Annotated in this window: 16 protein-coding genes and 1 tRNA gene; 11 read left to right on the top strand and 6 right to left on the bottom strand. The window is 63.8% G+C overall.

From position 1 onward, the window contains the following. Positions 1-97 precede the first annotated feature (97 nt). A complete protein-coding gene (gene cysE / locus BBA01S_RS01505; protein WP_027814882.1) occupies positions 98-919 on the top strand; it encodes a serine O-acetyltransferase in 822 nt (273 codons plus the stop codon). Between the two features lie 82 nt (positions 920-1,001). On the opposite strand, the gene BBA01S_RS01500 is transcribed toward cysE, so the two are convergent. From BBA01S_RS01500 to BBA01S_RS01485, 4 genes are all read right to left on the bottom strand, one after another. After that, entirely contained in the window at positions 1,002-1,814 is an 813-nt protein-coding gene (locus BBA01S_RS01500) for a UDP-2,3-diacylglucosamine diphosphatase (RefSeq protein WP_027814881.1), read from the bottom strand. A gap of 57 nt (positions 1,815-1,871) precedes the next feature. Further along, positions 1,872-2,366, bottom strand: coding sequence for a peptidylprolyl isomerase (locus tag BBA01S_RS01495; protein ID WP_027814880.1), 495 nt, complete (start codon positions 2,364-2,366; stop codon positions 1,872-1,874). Positions 2,367-2,508: 142 nt separating this feature from the next. Then, entirely contained in the window at positions 2,509-3,096 is a 588-nt protein-coding gene (locus tag BBA01S_RS01490) for a peptidylprolyl isomerase (protein ID WP_027814879.1), read from the bottom strand. A gap of 97 nt (positions 3,097-3,193) precedes the next feature. After that, positions 3,194-3,895: a tetratricopeptide repeat protein gene (locus BBA01S_RS01485; protein WP_027814878.1), complete on the bottom strand. Its 702-nt coding sequence runs from the start codon at positions 3,893-3,895 to the stop codon at positions 3,194-3,196. 292 nt (positions 3,896-4,187) lie between these two features. On the opposite strand from BBA01S_RS01485, the gene cysS reads away from it, so the two are divergent. The 4 genes from cysS to tilS all read left to right on the top strand — a co-directional run bounded on the left by cysS (position 4,188) and on the right by tilS (position 9,238). After that, positions 4,188-5,588, top strand: a complete 1,401-nt coding sequence (gene cysS / locus BBA01S_RS01480) for a cysteine--tRNA ligase (RefSeq protein WP_027814877.1) — start codon at positions 4,188-4,190, stop codon at positions 5,586-5,588. 47 nt (positions 5,589-5,635) lie between these two features. Beyond that, positions 5,636-6,613, top strand: coding sequence for a DNA-3-methyladenine glycosylase family protein (locus BBA01S_RS01475; protein ID WP_027814876.1), 978 nt, complete (start codon positions 5,636-5,638; stop codon positions 6,611-6,613). 194 nt (positions 6,614-6,807) lie between these two features. Next, complete coding sequence (locus tag BBA01S_RS01470) at positions 6,808-7,779, top strand: acetyl-CoA carboxylase carboxyltransferase subunit alpha (RefSeq protein WP_027814875.1); 972 nt, start codon at positions 6,808-6,810, stop codon at positions 7,777-7,779. 13 nt (positions 7,780-7,792) lie between these two features. Next, the gene (tilS, locus tag BBA01S_RS01465) at positions 7,793-9,238 is read left to right on the top strand and encodes a tRNA lysidine(34) synthetase TilS (RefSeq protein ID WP_027814874.1); all 1,446 of its coding nucleotides are present in this window, start codon (positions 7,793-7,795) and stop codon (positions 9,236-9,238) included. Between the two features lie 14 nt (positions 9,239-9,252). Here tilS and BBA01S_RS46585 read toward each other — a convergent pair whose 3' ends face one another. Further along, a complete protein-coding gene (locus tag BBA01S_RS46585) occupies positions 9,253-9,552 on the bottom strand; it encodes a hypothetical protein (protein ID WP_156965812.1) in 300 nt (99 codons plus the stop codon). Between the two features lie 175 nt (positions 9,553-9,727). On the opposite strand from BBA01S_RS46585, the gene BBA01S_RS01460 reads away from it, so the two are divergent. The 4 genes from BBA01S_RS01460 (at position 9,728) to BBA01S_RS01445 (ending at position 12,898) form a co-directional block, all read left to right on the top strand. After that, positions 9,728-10,978, top strand: coding sequence for an aspartate kinase (locus tag BBA01S_RS01460; RefSeq protein ID WP_027814873.1), 1,251 nt, complete (start codon positions 9,728-9,730; stop codon positions 10,976-10,978). A gap of 249 nt (positions 10,979-11,227) precedes the next feature. Beyond that, a tRNA-Ser gene (locus tag BBA01S_RS01455) sits at positions 11,228-11,321 on the top strand. Positions 11,322-11,601: 280 nt separating this feature from the next. Then, positions 11,602-12,081, top strand: a complete 480-nt coding sequence (locus BBA01S_RS01450; RefSeq protein WP_027814872.1) for a hypothetical protein — start codon at positions 11,602-11,604, stop codon at positions 12,079-12,081. 463 nt (positions 12,082-12,544) lie between these two features. Next, positions 12,545-12,898 (top strand): hypothetical protein, encoded by a 354-nt coding sequence (locus BBA01S_RS01445; protein WP_027814871.1) that lies wholly within the window; start codon positions 12,545-12,547, stop codon positions 12,896-12,898. 146 nt (positions 12,899-13,044) lie between these two features. Here the strand turns inward: BBA01S_RS01445 and fabI are convergent, their stop codons facing one another. Beyond that, positions 13,045-13,836, bottom strand: a complete 792-nt coding sequence (fabI, locus tag BBA01S_RS01440) for an enoyl-ACP reductase FabI (protein ID WP_027814870.1) — start codon at positions 13,834-13,836, stop codon at positions 13,045-13,047. Positions 13,837-13,948: 112 nt separating this feature from the next. Here fabI and BBA01S_RS39655 point away from each other — a divergent pair, with 112 nt between their 5' ends. Together BBA01S_RS39655 and BBA01S_RS01430 are read left to right on the top strand one after the other, a co-directional pair. Further along, on the top strand, positions 13,949-15,871 hold the full coding sequence (locus BBA01S_RS39655; protein ID WP_042295583.1) for an extracellular solute-binding protein: 1,923 nt from the start codon (positions 13,949-13,951) through the stop codon (positions 15,869-15,871). A gap of 25 nt (positions 15,872-15,896) precedes the next feature. Next, a complete protein-coding gene (locus tag BBA01S_RS01430; protein WP_027814869.1) occupies positions 15,897-16,934 on the top strand; it encodes a microcin C ABC transporter permease YejB in 1,038 nt (345 codons plus the stop codon). Positions 16,935-16,951 lie beyond the last annotated feature (17 nt).

Raw genomic sequence — 16,951 nt, 5'->3', positions numbered from 1 at the left:
GAGCTGCGCGCCGGGCCGGTATAGGGGTTCGTGACGCGGGTTCGCGACGCGCAGCCGTGCCATCCCCCATCTTCCTCACGTCCAGCGTGTGACTGCCATGTTCAAGAGACTTCGCGAAGACATCGCCACGATCCGCGAGCGCGATCCCGCCGCCCGCAGCGCCTGGGAAGTCCTGACCTGTTATCCGGGCCTGCACGCGCTCGTGCTGCATCGCTTCGCGCACGCCTGCTGGCGGGCAAAGCGCCGCTGGCTCGCGCGCTACGTCTCGCAGCTCGCGCGCTTTCTGACCGGCATCGAGATCCACCCCGGCGCGACCATCGGCCGGCGCGTGTTTATCGACCACGGCATGGGTGTCGTGATCGGCGAAACAGCGGAAGTCGGCGACGATTGCACCATCTATCAGGGCGTGACGCTCGGCGGCACGTCGCTCACGCGCGGCGCGAAGCGGCACCCGACACTCGGGCCCGGCGTGATCGTCGGCGCGGGCGCGAAGGTGCTGGGCGGCTTCACGATCGGCGCGCAGGCGAAGATCGGCTCGAACGCCGTGGTCGTCAAGCCGGTTCCGGCAGGCGGCACCGCAGTCGGCAATCCGGCGCGGATCATCGCGCCCGCGAAGGGCGCAACGGAGCAGGCGAAGCCCACCTCGGCGCGCGAAGGCTTCTGCGCCTACGGCATCACGCCGAACGCGGACGATCCCGTGTCGCTCGCGATTCACGGCCTGATCGATCACGCTGCCACGCAGACGCAGCGCGTGGATGCGATCGTTGCTGCGCTGGAGCGGCTGGGCGCGCGTCTCGAAGCGCTGCATGGCGCGGACGCCGCGCTTGTCGAGTTGCGCCGCTTGTCGGCGGGGCTCGAAGGTGGCGTCATTGCCCAGCAATCCGCTAAAGCCGAAGAAGACACCTCAGCCCACGTTTGATCCATCGCGCGGTCGACAAAAAAGCAGCCGCTCGAAGCGGCTGTTTTCATTTCAACGCGTGATCAACGTGCGAGGGCGCCGCTCAATCGAGCGGCAGCGTCCTGAACCCTTCGGCGTCCACGCGCAGATAGCCGCCGCGCGGCGTGCCGTGATCGAGTTCCCAGTCGGGCAGCACCCAGCGCGTGCCGCCGGGTTCGGCATGGCGCGCGGGCCGATGCGTGTGGCCGTGAATGATCGTGTTGGCGCGGGCGCGCTTGAACAGCGCCGCCACGCCTTTTTCCGTGACGTCGTACTTCGCGTTGTTGGGCGAGGCGGGGCGCTCGCGCCCGGCTTCGCTCTTGCGGCGCATACGCTCGGCCAGCGCCCGGCGCCAGCGAAACGGCCACGCGAGAAACAGCAACTGCGCGGCGCGGTTGCGCGCCAGCTTGCGAAACAGCTGATAGCCGCGATCGTCGGTGCACAGTGCGTCGCCGTGCGCGAGCGCGATGCGCGTGCCGAATGCGGTGATGGCGATGGGGTCGGGCAGCCAGATCGCGCCCGCTGCTTTCATGAAGCGCTTGCCCATCAGGAAGTCGCGGTTGCCGTGCATGATGTAGAGCGCGATGCCGCGCTCGGAGAGCGTATGCATCAGCGCGGCCATGCGCGCGACAAACGGCTCGACGAGCATGTCGTCGCCGATCCAGTATTCGAAGAGGTCGCCGAGTATGAACACGGAGTCGGCCTGATCGGCCGACACACGGATGAAGTGTTCGAACGCGGCGACCGTGCGCGGGATCGCTTCGCTCAAATGCAGGTCGGAAATGAACAGGAAGGGACGTGCCGCGTGCGGACGCTTGCCCTCGCCGGGCACGCCCGCGGCGGCCATCCCCAATCCCCGTGTCTTTTCCTGAAGCATCGATGAAGCGTGCGCTGTTGCGTTAATTCAAGCTGTCAATTCAAGCGTGCGTCGAACTTATTCGACGACGACAGCCTTTTCGATCACGACGTCGTCGACCGGCACGTCCTGGTGGAAGCCCTTCGAGCCCGTCTTGACCGACTTGATCTTCTCGACCACGTCGAGGCCGTCGACGACCTTGCCGAACACCGCGTAGCCCCAGCCTTGCGGCGTCGGCGACGAGTGGTTCAGGAAGTCGTTATCGGCGACGTTGATGAAGAACTGAGCCGATGCCGAGTGCGGATCGTTCGTGCGTGCCATGGCGATCGAGCCGCGCACGTTCTTCAGGCCGTTGTTGGCTTCGTTTTCGATCGGAGCCTGCGTGGGCTTTTGCTTCATGCCGGCTTCGAAGCCGCCGCCCTGGATCATGAAACCGTCGATGACGCGGTGAAACACCGTGCCGTCGTAGTGGCCGCTCTTGACGTACTCGAGGAAGTTGGCGACCGTCTTCGGTGCCTTTTCGGCGTCGAGTTCGAGCTTGATGACGCCGTGGTTCGTATGCAGTTCGACCATGATGGAATCCTTTGCCTGTGGCTGGGGGGATTGAGGCGGCGCAGTGCCGGTACGAGGCGGGACGTGTGCCTTCGCGTGTACCGGTGCCGCGCCGCGCGGAGAATGAGGTGAGTGCTCGAAGCGGGTGGCTTCGAGCCGGTGATTACTTGCCGACCACCGTGGCCGACTGGATCACGATTTCCTTTTGCGGCACATCGGACATCGGGCCGCGCGAAGTGGTGGGCGCCGCTTCGATCTTCTTCACGACGTCCATGCCCTGGGTGACCTTGCCGAACACCGCGTAACCGTTGCCGTCCGGATTCGGATAGTCGAGGTTGGCGTTATCCACCGTGTTGATGAAGAACTGAGCCGTCGCCGAATTCGGGTCGCTCGTGCGCGCCATCGCAAGCGCGCCGGTCGTGTTCTTCAGGCCGTTCTTGCTTTCGAGCGGGATCGGCGCGCGCGTGGGCTTCTCGACGAAGCTCGGCGTGTAGCCGCCGCCCTGGATCATGAAGCCTCGAATCACGCGATGGAAGATCGTGCCGTTGTACTGGCCGGACTTCACGTACTGGAGGAAATTGTCGACGGTCTTCGGCGCTTTCTCGGGGTAGAGCTCGACGCGAATGTCGCCTTCACTGGTCTTGAGCAGCACCTGGGGATGCGCGGTCTGGGCCTGCGGGGCCGACTGCGCGAAAGCGGGTGCGTTCGCGATCAGGGCGGCGCTGCCGAGCGCCAACATCAACCATTTCATTTGTATCCTCGGAAGTGCGGGAAAAACGTGTCGAAGCGCGCCGGTTGTTTTTATGACGACGGCGCGGCGGCCGGCTTCGACGACTTGAATCGACGACTTAATTCGACGGCGCCATGAAGGGCGGCATCGCGAGCGACCCGGTCGGGCCGCCGAACTGATACACCGGATTGTCGAGCATCGGGCCCACGCGCGTCGCGCTGGCGGCCGTCGCGGCGGCGGCGCGTGCGGTCTTCGCCGCGGCCGGCGGATTGACGATCTTGTCGATGTCGGCGAGGCGCTGCTGGGTCGCGCCGCTCGTGTGGCCGAGCGTGCTCGCGCGGCGGTACGAAGCCGAGGCCAGACGCAGATACAGGTCGCCGAGGTTTTCCCACGCGAGCGTGTACGACGGATTGGCCTTGGTCGCCGTCTCCAGCGCGATGCGTGCGTCGTCGTAACGACCGTGCTTCGCGTAGAGCGCCGCGAGGTTGTTGTACGGCTCTGGCAACTCGGGGTAGGTCTGCGTGAGTTCGGTGAACGCTTCGATCGCGTCGTCGTCGCGACCGAGGCGCGCGAGGATGGTCGCGCGCTTGAATTTCGCCTGCACGTCGCGCGGGTTCGTCTTGATACGCGCGTCGAGTTCCGTGAGCGCCGCGGCCCAGTTGTGCTGGGCAATTGCGGAGTCGGCGCCGGGCGTGCCGTCGGCCGTCGCAGGAGGCGCCGCATGCGCTGCGCGAGCGCCGCAGAGAACGATCGCAACGCTCGCGAGAGCCGCCATGGCAAAGGTCGCAGCGCGAGGCGCGCGGCCGCTGGAAGATTTCATAGGGTGAGGTCGCGGTGTTATACTCCGAGCCATTCTAACAAAAGGTCTGTGCGTTTCGTCGCGCGCTTTGGCTGCGCGCAGGTTGAGCGCCTGTTCCGGTTCGTTGCAGTACCGATTCCGGACGGTCGGCTCCCGCGAAATGCCCGGCTTTCTTTCGCCACTCGTGGTCGTCTCCGCCCTGATGACTGAATGAGCGCGACTGTCGCAGCCTCGAGCAATGCGGTGCCTTGCACCCACGGGCTGCTGTCGGCGCTGCTGCGGATTTCTTTCGACCCACGTATCCACCGTCTTTATGGAATCACTGCGCATCTACAACACGCTCGCGCGTGACAAGCAAAATTTCGTGCCCCTCGAGCCCGGCGTCGTACGCATGTACGTCTGCGGCATGACGGTGTACGACTATTGTCACGTTGGCCATGCGCGTGTGATGGTGGTGTTCGATGTCGTGCAGCGGTGGCTGCGCACGCTCGGTTACAAGGTGACCTATGTGCGCAACATCACCGACATCGACGACAAGATCATTCGTCGTGCGGTGGAGAACGGCGAAACCATCAAGGCGCTCACCGACCGCTACATCGCGGCGCTTCATGAAGATGCAGATGCGCTCGGCGTCGAGCGTCCCGATCATGAGCCGCGCGCGACCCAGTACATTCCGCAGATGCTCGACATGATCGGCATGCTGGAAAAGAACGGCTACGCGTACCAGGGCACGGACGGTGACGTGAATTACGCGGTGCGCAAGTTCGCGCATTACGGCGCGCTCTCGGGCAAGTCGCTCGAAGATCTGCGTTCGGGCGAACGTGTGGCCGCCAACGATGCCAAGCAGGATCCGCTTGACTTCGTGCTGTGGAAACAGGCAAAACCGGAAGAGCCGGCCGATACCAGCTGGGACTCGAAGTACGGTCGCGGTCGTCCGGGCTGGCATATCGAATGTTCGGCGATGGGCTGCACGCTGCTTGGCGATCATTTCGATATTCATGGCGGCGGCCAGGATCTGCAGTTCCCGCACCATGAGAACGAAATCGCGCAGAGCGAAGGCGCGACCGGCGAGAAGTTCGTCAATTACTGGATGCACAACGGGTTCGTCAATATCGACAACGAGAAGATGTCGAAGTCGCTCGGCAACTTCTTTACGATCCGCGAAGTGCTGGCGAAGTACGACGCCGAAGTCGTGCGGTTTTTCATGGCGCGCGCGCATTACCGCTCGCCGCTGAATTACAGCGACGTGCATCTCGACGACGCGCGCAGCGCGCTCACGCGGCTTTACACGGCGCTCAAGGATGTGACGCCGGACGCGGGCGAACTCGACTGGAACGAAGCGCACGCACAGCGTTTCAGCGCGGCGATGAACGACGACTTCAACACGCCTGTCGCCATCTCGGTGCTGTTCGAGCTGGCAAGTGAAGTGAACCGCACGGGCGACGCCGTGCTGGCGCGCCAGTTGCAGCGCCTCGCGCGCGTGCTCGGCGTGCTGGTGCGCGAGCCGCGCGAGTTCCTGCAACAAGGTGCAGGCGCGCTCGATGCGGCAGGTGCGCTCGACGTCGCCGCGATCGAAGCGAAGATCGCTGCACGCACGGCCGCGAAGCAGGCGAAGCAGTATGCGGACGCGGACCGGATCCGCGCCGAACTGCTCGATGCCGGTGTCGCGCTCGAAGACAAACCGGGCGGGTTGACCGAGTGGCGCCGCGTCTAAGCGGGCTGTCCAGTTTCCACTGATCGATTCGCGAGGCAGGAGGCAGGATGGCAACGGCCACGAAGACGCAGGCCAGGCGGTCTGTGTCGCTAACGGGCGCGGCGGGCGACGAAACGAGCCCGTCCGCACGACGTGCTGCGCGCGGTGGCGCGCTCACGGCGCAACAAGAAGCCGAAGCTGCGAAAGCGGCGGGCGCAAAGAAGGGCACGGCAAAGCCGGGTTCCGCACGCGGCGCGAAAGCGCAGCCGTCGGCGGACGCCGACGCGCACGCGCTCAATGGCGCGGCGAAGCCGTCGCGCACCAAGGTCAATGGCGCCGCCATCGACGGCATCATGCCCGCTGCACAACCTGAAAGCGCAGCTTCGGGCGATGCTGCGCAGGCGGCTGCTGTGCCGTTGAGCGACGCGGGACATGAAGTCGTGCGCCCCGATTACTGGGACAAGGCTTGCGCGGATCTCGTCAAGCGCGACCGCATCCTCAAGAAGCTGATTCCGAAGTTCGGCCCCGTGCATCTCATGAGCAGCGACGATCCGTTCGTCACGCTCGCGCGTTCCGTCGTCGGCCAGCAGATTTCGACGGCGGCGGCGCAGGCGCTGTGGAAGCGCGTCGAAGCCGCGTGTCCGAAGCTCGTGCCGCAGCAGTTCCTCAAGCTCGGGCACGAGAAGCTCGCCGCATGCGGGCTGTCCAGGCGCAAGACGGAATACATCCTCGATCTCGCGCAGCACTTCGTGTCGGGCGCGCTTCACGTGGGCAAGTGGACCACGATGGACGACGAGGACGTGATCGCCGAACTCACGGCGATCCGCGGCATCGGCCGCTGGACTGCCGAGATGTTCCTGATCTTCAATCTCGCGCGCCCGAACGTGCTGCCGCTCGACGACCTGGGTCTCATTCAGGCAATCAGCGTCAACTACTTCAGCGGCGAGCCCGTCACGCGCAGCGAAGCGCGCGAAGTGGCGGCCAACTGGGAGCCGTGGCGAACCGTCGCAACGTGGTATATGTGGCGCAGCCTCGAACACGCGTAAGAGCGGGGTAGCGATCCGCGGTCGCGCCATGGCGCAGGCGCGACCGATCCGGCCCCTCTTAAACGGCTTTCCGTTTCATCAGAATTCACCAGAATTTTCCTATCGTTATCTGAAAGCGATAGATCCGCTCCGATTTCGACGTCGGCTGGCGCGGTTAGAATACGCGCTGCCGCAAAGTGCAAGGATTCCAACACATGAAAACCACGTTTCTGGATTTCGAACAGCCGATCGCTGAACTCGAAGCGAAGATCGAAGAACTGCGCTTCGTTCAGGACGACTCGGCCGTCGATATTTCGGAAGAGATCGATCGCCTGTCGAAGAAGAGCCAGCAGCTCACGAAGGACCTCTACGCGAACCTGAGCCCGTGGCAGGTTTCGCAGATCGCACGCCATCCGCAACGCCCGTACACGCTCGACTACGTGCACGAGCTGTTCACCGATTTCCACGAACTGCACGGCGACCGCTCGTTCGCGGACGACCTGTCCGTCGTGGGCGGTCTCGCGCGTTTCAACGGCCAGGCCTGCATGATCATCGGCCACCAGAAGGGCCGCGACACGAAGGAGCGCGCTGCGCGCAACTTCGGCATGCCGCGTCCGGAAGGCTATCGCAAGGCCGAGCGCCTGATGCGTCTGGCCGAGAAGTTCGGTCTGCCGATCTTCACCTTCGTCGACACGCCGGGCGCGTACCCGGGCATCGGCGCGGAAGAGCGCGGCCAGTCGGAAGCGATCGGCCACAATCTCTACGTAATGGCCGAGCTCAAGACGCCGATCATCACGACGATCATCGGCGAAGGCGGCTCGGGCGGCGCGCTCGCGATCGCCGTAGCCGACACGGTCATGATGCTGCAGTTCTCGACGTACTCGGTGATCTCGCCGGAAGGCTGCGCGTCGATCCTGTGGAAGAGTGCCGCGAAGGCGCCGGACGCCGCCGAAGCGCTGGGCCTCACGGCACACCGCCTCAAGGCGCTGAACCTGATCGACAAGATCGTCAACGAGCCGCTGGGCGGCGCGCACCGCGATCCGAAGGGCATGGCCGCGCTGCTGCGCCGTGCGCTGTCCGACTCGCTGCGCCAGTTCCAGGGCATGAGCATCGCCGAGCTCAAGGAGCGCCGTTTCGAGCGCCTGATGGCCTACGGCAAGTTCAAGGAAACGACGCCGGGCGCGTAAGCGCCTTCGTGCCGTGACTGACCATTCCGGTTCCGGATCCGACGCCGGGCGCATCCTTCGCGATGCGCTCGGCGTTGTGCTTTCTGCGCTGCCTGACGACACGCCCATTGCGATCGCATATAGCGGCGGCCTCGATTCGTCGGTGCTGCTCGATGCGGCCGTGCGGGCGGCGGGCGCGCGGCGGCTCTTCGCGTTCCATGTCCATCACGGCCTGAGCCCGAATGCCGATACGTGGCTCGCGCACTGCGAAGCGACCGCGCGCGCCTACGGAGTGCGTTTCGAGGCGCGTCGCGTGGATGTCGCGCCCGACGACGCAGCGGGCGTGGAAGCCGCGGCGCGCGACGCACGCTATCGTGCGCTCGAAGCGATGTGCGCCGCGCACGGCGTGCAGTCGCTATGGCTCGCCCAGCACGCCGACGACCAGGCCGAAACCGTCTTGCTGCAATTGCTGCGCGGTGCGGGTCTCGCAGGACTCGCGGCGATGGCGCCCGCGCGCGAGGTGGCGGGCGGCGTGACGCGCGTGCGGCCTTTGCTCGGTTTGTTGCGCGCGCAACTGGAGCGCTATGCGCACGCGTTCGACCTGCGCTGGATCGAGGACGAATCGAACGCCGATACGCGTTACGCGCGCAACGCGCTGCGCCATGATGTGATGCCTGCGCTGTCTGCGCATTTTCCGGGCTTTCGCGAGGCGCTCTCGCGCACGGCGGCGCACGCCGCATCGGCGCAAGGCTTGCTCGACGAGCTGGCGCGGGGCGATCTGCTGGCGGCGGGCGCCACGACGCCCGAGGCGCTTTCGCATGCGGCACTCCTCGCGCTCGACGATGCGCGCGCGCTCAATCTGTTGCGTTACTGGATGCGCTCGCTGGGCATGGTGGCGGCGTCGACGGCGCGGCTCGCCGATGCGCTGCGGCAGTTGCGCGAGATCGCGCGCGACGGCGAGAGTCACGCGCTGCGCGTGGATCACGCGGGACGCACGCTGCGTTGTTATCGCGGCGAAGTGTTCTGGGACGCAGCGGCTTCGGCAACGACTATGCAGATACAAGGCGACGGCCCGCGACGCGAACCCGTGCAATTGAACTGGCGCGGCGAGGAAGTCTGGCGCCTGCCGCACTGGCGCGGCACCTACGTTTTCGCGCCCGCGGACTCAAGCGATCCCGACGCCATGCCTGAAACCGTGCTGCGTCGCGCGCCGCTCGTTGCGCGCGAACGCGAAGGCGGCGAGCGTCTGCGCGACGAAGCCGCCAATCTGAGCCGCACGCTCAAGAACCTGTTTCAGTCGCGTGGCGTGCCTGCATGGGAGCGCGACGTGCCGCTGCTCTATAGCGGCGAGACGCTGCTGTTCGTGCCCCGCATCGGCGTCAACCGCTCGGCGCTGGGCGAGCAGCTTAGTGCTTTGGGTAGTGCTTCTGCCGATCCATGGCGGCGCATCGAATGGCGCGAAGATCTCCAGATCGCCTGACCCGGCAAGGCAGGTCATTTTTTCCGCACGGCTGAAAACGCGCCATCGGTGCATATCGTTTTTAGCTCGACACCGTGACGCGAAAGCCGCAAATCCTTGCCACACAAGCCTTTTTGGCTGCCCGTCGGCCATTTTGGCCTTGTAATTTCGACCTTGATCGGGTAGGGTAAGTTGTTTGTCCAGCCCGCTTTTTCGCGTTCACGGACGCCGTCAAAAGCGGCGCACTCCCTGAAGGCGCGATTTTTCCTTCGAGCGGTATCCGACGGTTGCAAGGACGTCGTAGCGGTGTGCGGGCGGAGCGCGTGAACCACCATGGCTTCGCGGTTCCGGGGCAAATTCCGCGTGTGCTGCACGCGCCAAGCCGCTGCCGCGGTGCGGTTTCCTGGTCGTCCTTGTATGCAACCCGTGTACGCAGCCGGCCTCACCGTCCTCCCAGGCAGCGCCGTCTTCGGTGCGCCAGCGCGGTAACATCTCCAGTTCAGAACGACAATGGCACTCATCGTACACAAATACGGCGGCACCTCGATGGGCTCGGTCGAGCGCATCAAGAACGTTGCCAAGCGCGTTGCCAAATGGCACAAGGCCGGCCACAAGATGGTCGTCGTGCCCTCGGCGATGTCCGGCGAAACCAATCGCCTGCTCGGTCTCGCGAAAGAGATTTCGCCGCAGCCGAACCCGCGCGAGCTCGACATGATTGCGTCGACCGGCGAACAGGTGAGCGTCGGTCTGCTCTCGATCGCGCTGCAGGATGCGGGCGTGGACGCCATCAGCTACACCGGCTGGCAAGTGCCCGTCAAAACGGATAGCGCCTTCACGAAGGCGCGCATCAACGACATCGACGGCGAACGCGTGCTGGCCGATCTCGACGCCGGCAAGGTGGTCGTGATCACGGGCTTCCAGGGCATCGACCCTGAAGGCCACATCACCACGCTCGGCCGCGGCGGCTCGGACACCTCGGCGGTTGCAGTCGCAGCCGCGCTCAAGGCCGACGAATGCCTCATCTACACCGACGTGGACGGCGTGTACACGACCGACCCGCGCGTGGTGGACGACGCACGGCGCCTCGACCGCATCACCTTCGAAGAGATGCTGGAAATGGCCAGCCTCGGCTCGAAAGTGCTGCAGATCCGCTCGGTCGAATTCGCGGGCAAGTATCAGGTGAAGACGCGCGTGCTCTCCAGCCTGACCGACCCGATGATGGACCTCGACGCGGAAATGAAGTCGGGCACCCTGATCACTTTTGAAGAAGACGAGACCATGGAAAAAGCAGTCATCTCGGGTATCGCGTTCCAGCGCGACGAGGCCCGCATCATCGTGGCCGGTGTCCCCGACAAGCCCGGCATCGCGTATCAGATCCTCGGCCCGGTGGCAGATGCGAACATCGACGTCGACATGATCATCCAGAACCAGAGCGTGGACGGCAAGACCGACTTCACGTTCACGGTGCCGCGCGGCGATTACCAGCGCGCTGTCGACGTCCTCAAGAACACCGTGCAGGGTCACGTCAGCGCGGAGCAGGTGCTCGGCGACGCGAAGGTGTCGAAGGTTTCGGTGGTCGGCGTGGGCATGCGCTCGCACGTGGGCGTCGCGAGCAAGATGTTCCGCACGCTGTCGGAAGAGGGCATCAACATCCAGATGATCTCGACGTCGGAAATCAAGATCTCGGTGCTGATCGACGAGAAGTACATGGAGCTCGCCGTGCGCGCGCTGCATAAGGCGTTCGAACTCGAACAAGCCTGATGATGTTCGAACAAGCCTGATGATGTGACGGCGGTGTGACGCCGATGGGTTGTTCTGGATGGTGCGCGTGACGTGCTGGTGACGTGCTGGTGACGTGTTAGATCGCAGGTTTGAACCGCGTTTTCACCTCCACGCAAATTTGCTGAAAAAAGTTAGCAAAAAAAGCGCCTAATGAATTGACCGATCGGATTTAACCCGCTATTATCTTGGCTTCGTTGCGCTGCCTCCCTGGCGCCAACGAGGTTTTCGGGAGACGTGGCCGAGAGGTCGAAGGCACTCCCCTGCTAAGGGAGCATCTGGGCCAAAACCTGGATCGAGGGTTCGAATCCCTCCGTCTCCGCCAGTAAAATGGCGGTGGAAACCCCGCAAGTCACGGCTTGCGGGGTTTTTCTTTTTCCGCATGATTTTTCGATCAGCGGCTCTTCACTCGGTACGCGCTGCTTTAACTGGCGTAGGTGCCGACGCATTCCGGTAGGACTGCGACATTTTTCAGTTTCCCCCGTAATTTCAAGATGTTCTGACAGGATTTGCGCGTAGGTTGCGCCGTTCTTGACGACGATCAAGATTTGTCCTGAGATGCCGTCATCAGCGTTGAGGTAGTCAACTCTTGACCGGAGAGCACGATGAACGCACGACATGGCAGTCTGACAGCGTCGCACAACGCGTTGGTGGCGGTCGCAGCGATCGCGGCGCTATGGACGTCCCAATTGGCAAGAGCGGAGGGCGGGACGATTCATATTGTTGGCGAGATCGTCGCGCCGACTTTCAGCATCACGCAGAAGCGTGCGGCGCAAGTGGAAGGGCTGGGCGTGAGCAATCAACTCGATTCCGCAACCGGCAACACGACTGTCAGCTTCACCAATGCTTCCAGTTCGATGTTGTTCGCCGATGTATCGACGCTCGACGCGAAGGGGGCGCGTGCGAATCTTCAACCGGCGCGTCTTGCCGCCACCTTCACCGATGGCGCTGGCCATCGTCTGCAACGTGGCGCAAGCGGGGCGTATTGCGTTGGCGCGTCAGGCGGTGTTCTCACACTCGCGCCGACCGCGCACGTGAACAATGCGCAACCCGTGCTCGTCACTGTTTTGACCGACTATCGCTGACTCGATAAATTAATCGGGAATGCGAATTAAATAATCGGCGTGAACTATCGACTCGAACTACCGGCGCAACTTATCGGAAGGAGCGCTGTAAGCGATACGGCAGGCATATCGAATGCTGTCGTAGGGTTGCATGTCGAGTGCCGATTCGCATTTGAAAATGCGGCCTGCGGACGCGCTCACGTTCGAGGCAAAGCGGTGATATCCTCCCGGTCGCCGTAACAAGGACAGCGTTTTTGCGCAGCGCGCAAACGTTGCCCTCGATGCGGCAAGCACGCTGGAACAATCGCTATTGACTGCCTTCCATCGGGCTCTGCGCCGCGACGGCCCACTCGATGTAACGGGACGTTACGCAGCAACGTGTGGCGTGCGTTTGTGCATCAGTTCTTACAAAGTTGAAATACGCGGGCTGGGGAGCCTGCGCTATATTGGCTTCAACAAAACATCAACCCCAAAAGGTGAGTCCATGAAGTTCGCTCGTGTTGTTGCAATGCTGCTCGGGGGCTTGGCTATCGGTGCGTCGAGCGCGGCCTTCGCTGGCGTGAGCGTCGGTGTCAACATCGGTATTCCGGCCCCGGTTTATGTCGCTCCGCAGCCGGTCTATGCTCCGCCGCCTCCGCCGCCCGTCGTCTATCAGCCCGCGCCGGTGTATGCAGCGCCTGCGATCGTGATTGGCTGGCACGGCGACCGTTACTGGGATGGCCGTCGCTACTGGGGCCGCGATGACTGGTATCGCCATCACGGCGGCGGTTATGGCTACGGCCCGGGCCGCGGTCATGGCTGGGATCACGGTGGCCCGCCGCCGGGACACTGGCACTAAGCCGATTTCATCCCGCTCCGCGCAGGCCTGTTTTCACAGGCCACGCGTAGCGCAGGAAATAAAAAAGCCGCCTTTGGGCGGCTTTTTTGTTGCTTCGTCCGTTGCGCGCGCAACGAAGCGATTGGGCGGGCAGTATTGGGCAGGCATTACTCGCCTGAATGCGCCATGCCGCCCACGACGGCATTAAAGCCCGCATCGACGTGCACGATCTCGGCGGTCACGCCGCCTGCGAGATCCGAGAGCAGAAACGCCGCCGTATTGCCGACTTGTTCGATCGTGACATTGCGCTGCAACGGCGCATTGTGTTCGACGAAATCGAGGATCTTGCCGAAACTCTTGATGCCGCTCGCCGCGAGCGTCTTGATCGGCCCCGCCGAAATGCCGTTCACGCGCACGCCCTTCGCGCCGAGCGACACCGCGAGATAGCGCACGCTTGCTTCGAGCGAGGCCTTGGCGAGCCCCATCGTGTTGTAGTTTGGCATCGCGCGCTCTGCGCCCAGGTAGGTGAGGGTGAGCAGCGCGGCGTTATCGGCGAGCATCGGCCGCGCGGCCTTGGCAAGCGCGGCAAAGCTATAAGCCGAAATGTCGTGAGCGATGCGGAAATTCTCGCGCGTCATGCCGTCGAGAAAATCTCCGGCGATAGCTTCGCGCGGCGCGAAGCCGATCGAGTGCACAAGGCCGTCGAGCGTGTCCCAGTGCTGCCTGAGATCGGCGAAGAGGGCGTCGATCTGCGCATCGTCAGCGACGTCGCAGGGAAATACCCGGTCGCTGCCGAACTCCTGGGCGAATTCGGTGATGCGCTCCTTGAAGCGCTCGCCGACATAAGTGAAGGCGAGTTCCGCGCCTTCGCGCCTGCAGGCCTGCGCGATGCCATAGGCGATCGACCGGTTCGACAGCAGGCCGGTGACGAGAATACGTTTGCCAGCGAGAAAACCCATGATTTCTCCCGAACGAACTCAGTGCCATCTGTCCGCGCCCCGACAATGCGCCGTCGCGTGGTTTGGGTAGAATTCTCTCACACCAGACCTGGCCCCCGGACACCCCCGATCTATGACGACACGAACGCGAGGCAGCACAGCATGGCAGCGCGCAGGACGCGCGCGTCGTATCGAGCGAGCCTTTGCGGCCGTCACCACCGCCTTTGCGCTGACGTGGATCACGATGCCGGCCGCGCACGCGGTCTACGCGATCGCGCAGTACGGCGAGCCGAAATACCCCGCGGATTTCAAGCACTTCGATTACGTGAACCCCGACGCGCCCCACGGCGGCACGCTGGTGCTCGGCAATCCGGATCGCTCGACGAGCTTCGACAAGTTCAATCCGTTCACGCTGCGCGGCAACGTCGCGCCGGGCATCGGCATGCTGTTCGAGAGCCTGACGACGGGCAGCATGGACGAGGTGGCGTCGGCCTACGGCCTGCTCGCCGACGATATCAACGTCGCGCCCGACCGTCTGTCCGTGACGTTTCATCTGAACCCGCACGCGCGTTTCTCCAACGGCGACCCGGTGACCGCCGACGACGTGAAGTTCTCGCTCGACACGCTCAAGAGCCGCAAGGCGGCGCCGTCGATGCAGGCTTATTACAGCGATGTCGTGCGCGCCGTGGTGGTCGATCCGGCCACCATCCGTTTCGAGTTTCGCAACAACAATCGCGAACTGCCGCTGATCGCGGGCGGCATGCCGGTGTTCTCGCACAAGTGGGGCTTGCGTGCCGATGGCACCCGCATCGCGTTCGACCAGCTTGCCTTCGAGCAGCCGATCGGCAGCGGCCCGTATGTGATCGAGCGCTACTCGAATGGCCGCACTATCACCTACAAGCGCGACGAGCACTACTGGGGCAAGGATCTGCCGGTGCGCGTGGGCCAGAACAACTTCGATCGCATCGTCTACAAGCTCTATTCGGATGACGTCGCGCGGCTCGAAGCGTTCAAGGCCGGCGAATACGATGCGCTGGTCGAGTACGTGGCGCGCAACTGGGTGCGTCGCGACATCGGCAAGAAGTTCGACAGCGGCGAACTCATCAAGCACGAATTCCCGCAGCACAACGGCACCGGCATGCAGGGCTATGTCATCAACGTGCGCAAGCCGCTGTTCCAGGACGTGCGCGTGCGGCAGGCGCTCGATCTCGCGCTCGATTTCCAGTGGCTCAACCGCATGCTGTTCTATAGCCAGTATCGGCGCATCGACAGCTGGTTCGTGAATACCGATCTGCAGGCCAAGGGGCCGCCGTCGGCTGGCGAAATGGCCTTGCTCGAACCGTTGCGCAAGCAACTTGATCCAGCGGTGTTCGGGCCGCCGCCCGCGCAGCCGGATACGGATCCGCCCGGATCGCTGCGCGCAAACCTGCTGAAGGCGCGCGCCTTGCTCGCCGACGCGGGCTGGACTTATCGCGACGGCGCGCTGCGCAATGCCAAGGGCGACCCCTTCGTGATCGAAGTGCTCGACGATACGGCGGCGTCCGCGCAATGGGCGCCGATCATGGCGCAATACACCAAGGCGCTCGCGCGTCTGGGGATCGGCGTGAACTATCGCTCGGTGGATTTCGCGCTGTACCAGAAGCGTCTGGACGACTTCGACTTCGACCTCACGACGATCAAGTTTCCCGACGTGCAGGTGCCCGGCACGGAGGAACTCGACCGTTTCGGCAGCAAGGCCGCAGGCGAGTCGGGCTCGGGCAACCTGATCGGCCTGAAGTCGCCCGCGGTGGATGCGATCATCAAGGCGCTGATGCAGGCGCAGACACGCGAGCAGCTGCTCGACGCCACGCACGCGCTCGACCGGGTGCTGATGCACGGCTACTATGTGGTGCCGCAGTGGTACAGCGCGACGCATCGCGTGGCCTATAAAAACACGCTCGCGTATCCCACGACGCTGCCGCTGTACTATGGCGCGATCGACTGGATCATCTCGACGTGGTGGCTTAAATCACAGCCGCCACAGCAACCCTCGCCAGCGCAACAGCCGCAGCACTGATCATCTTCGAAGCGAGCACAGAATCATGTGGAGCTACATCGTCAAACGCCTGCTGCTGATGATCCCGACGCTGCTCGGCGTACTTACGCTGACCTTCGCCGTGATCCAGTTCGTGCCGGGCGGCCCCGTCGAGCAGGCCGTGCGCGACCTGCGGCGCGGCGCGGAGCAGGGCATGCCGTTCGGCATGCGCGCGCATTCGGGCGTGGACGCGCAGCAGATCGCGCAACTCAAGCAGCTCTATGGCTTCGACAAGCCGCCGCTGCAACGCTATTTCCTGATGCTCAGCCGCTTCGCGCGCTTCGATCTCGGGCAGAGCTATTTCCATCACCAGAGCGTGTGGTCGCTCGTGGTGTCGAAGCTGCCGGTGTCCATCAGCATCGGACTGTGGACGTTCTTTCTGACCTACCTGATATCGGTGCCGTTGGGCATCGCCAAGGCGGTGCGCAACGGCTCGCGTTTCGATCTCGTCACGAGCCTGATCGTGCTGCTCGGCTACGCGATTCCGGGTTTCGTGCTGGGCGTGCTGCTGCTCGTGCTGTTCGGCGGCGGCACCTTCCTGCAACTGTTCCCGCTGCGCAATCTCACCTCCGACGACTGGGACACGCTTTCGCTCGGCGGCAAGATCGTCGATTACCTCTGGCACATCGCGCTGCCCGTGACGGCGTCGGTGGTCGGCAGTTTCGCCGTGACGACGATGCTCACCAAGAACGCTTTCCTCGAAGAGATCCGCCGCCAGTACGTGCTGACCGCGCGCGCGAAGGGGCTGTCCGAGCGCACCGTGCTCTGGAAGCACGTGTTCCGCAATGCGTTACTGCCGCTCGTGGTGGGTTTTCCGGCGGCGTTTATCGGCGCGTTCTTCACGGGCAGCCTGCTGATCGAGACGCTGTTTTCGCTCGACGGCCTGGGGCTGCTGTCGTACGAGTCGGTGGTGCGGCGCGACTATCCGGTCGTGCTTGGCACGCTGTATCTCTTCACCCTGATCGGCTTGTTGACGAAGCTGATTTCGGATCTTTGCTACGTGTGGGTCGATCCCCGCATCCAATTCGAACAACTGGAGCGCTGAGTTGAACCGAGTCCGCA

It is taken from the genome of Paraburkholderia bannensis NBRC 103871 (genome assembly GCF_000685015.1).
Lineage (GTDB): Bacteria > Pseudomonadota > Gammaproteobacteria > Burkholderiales > Burkholderiaceae > Paraburkholderia > Paraburkholderia bannensis.
This window is presented reverse-complemented; position numbering and strand designations above follow the sequence as displayed.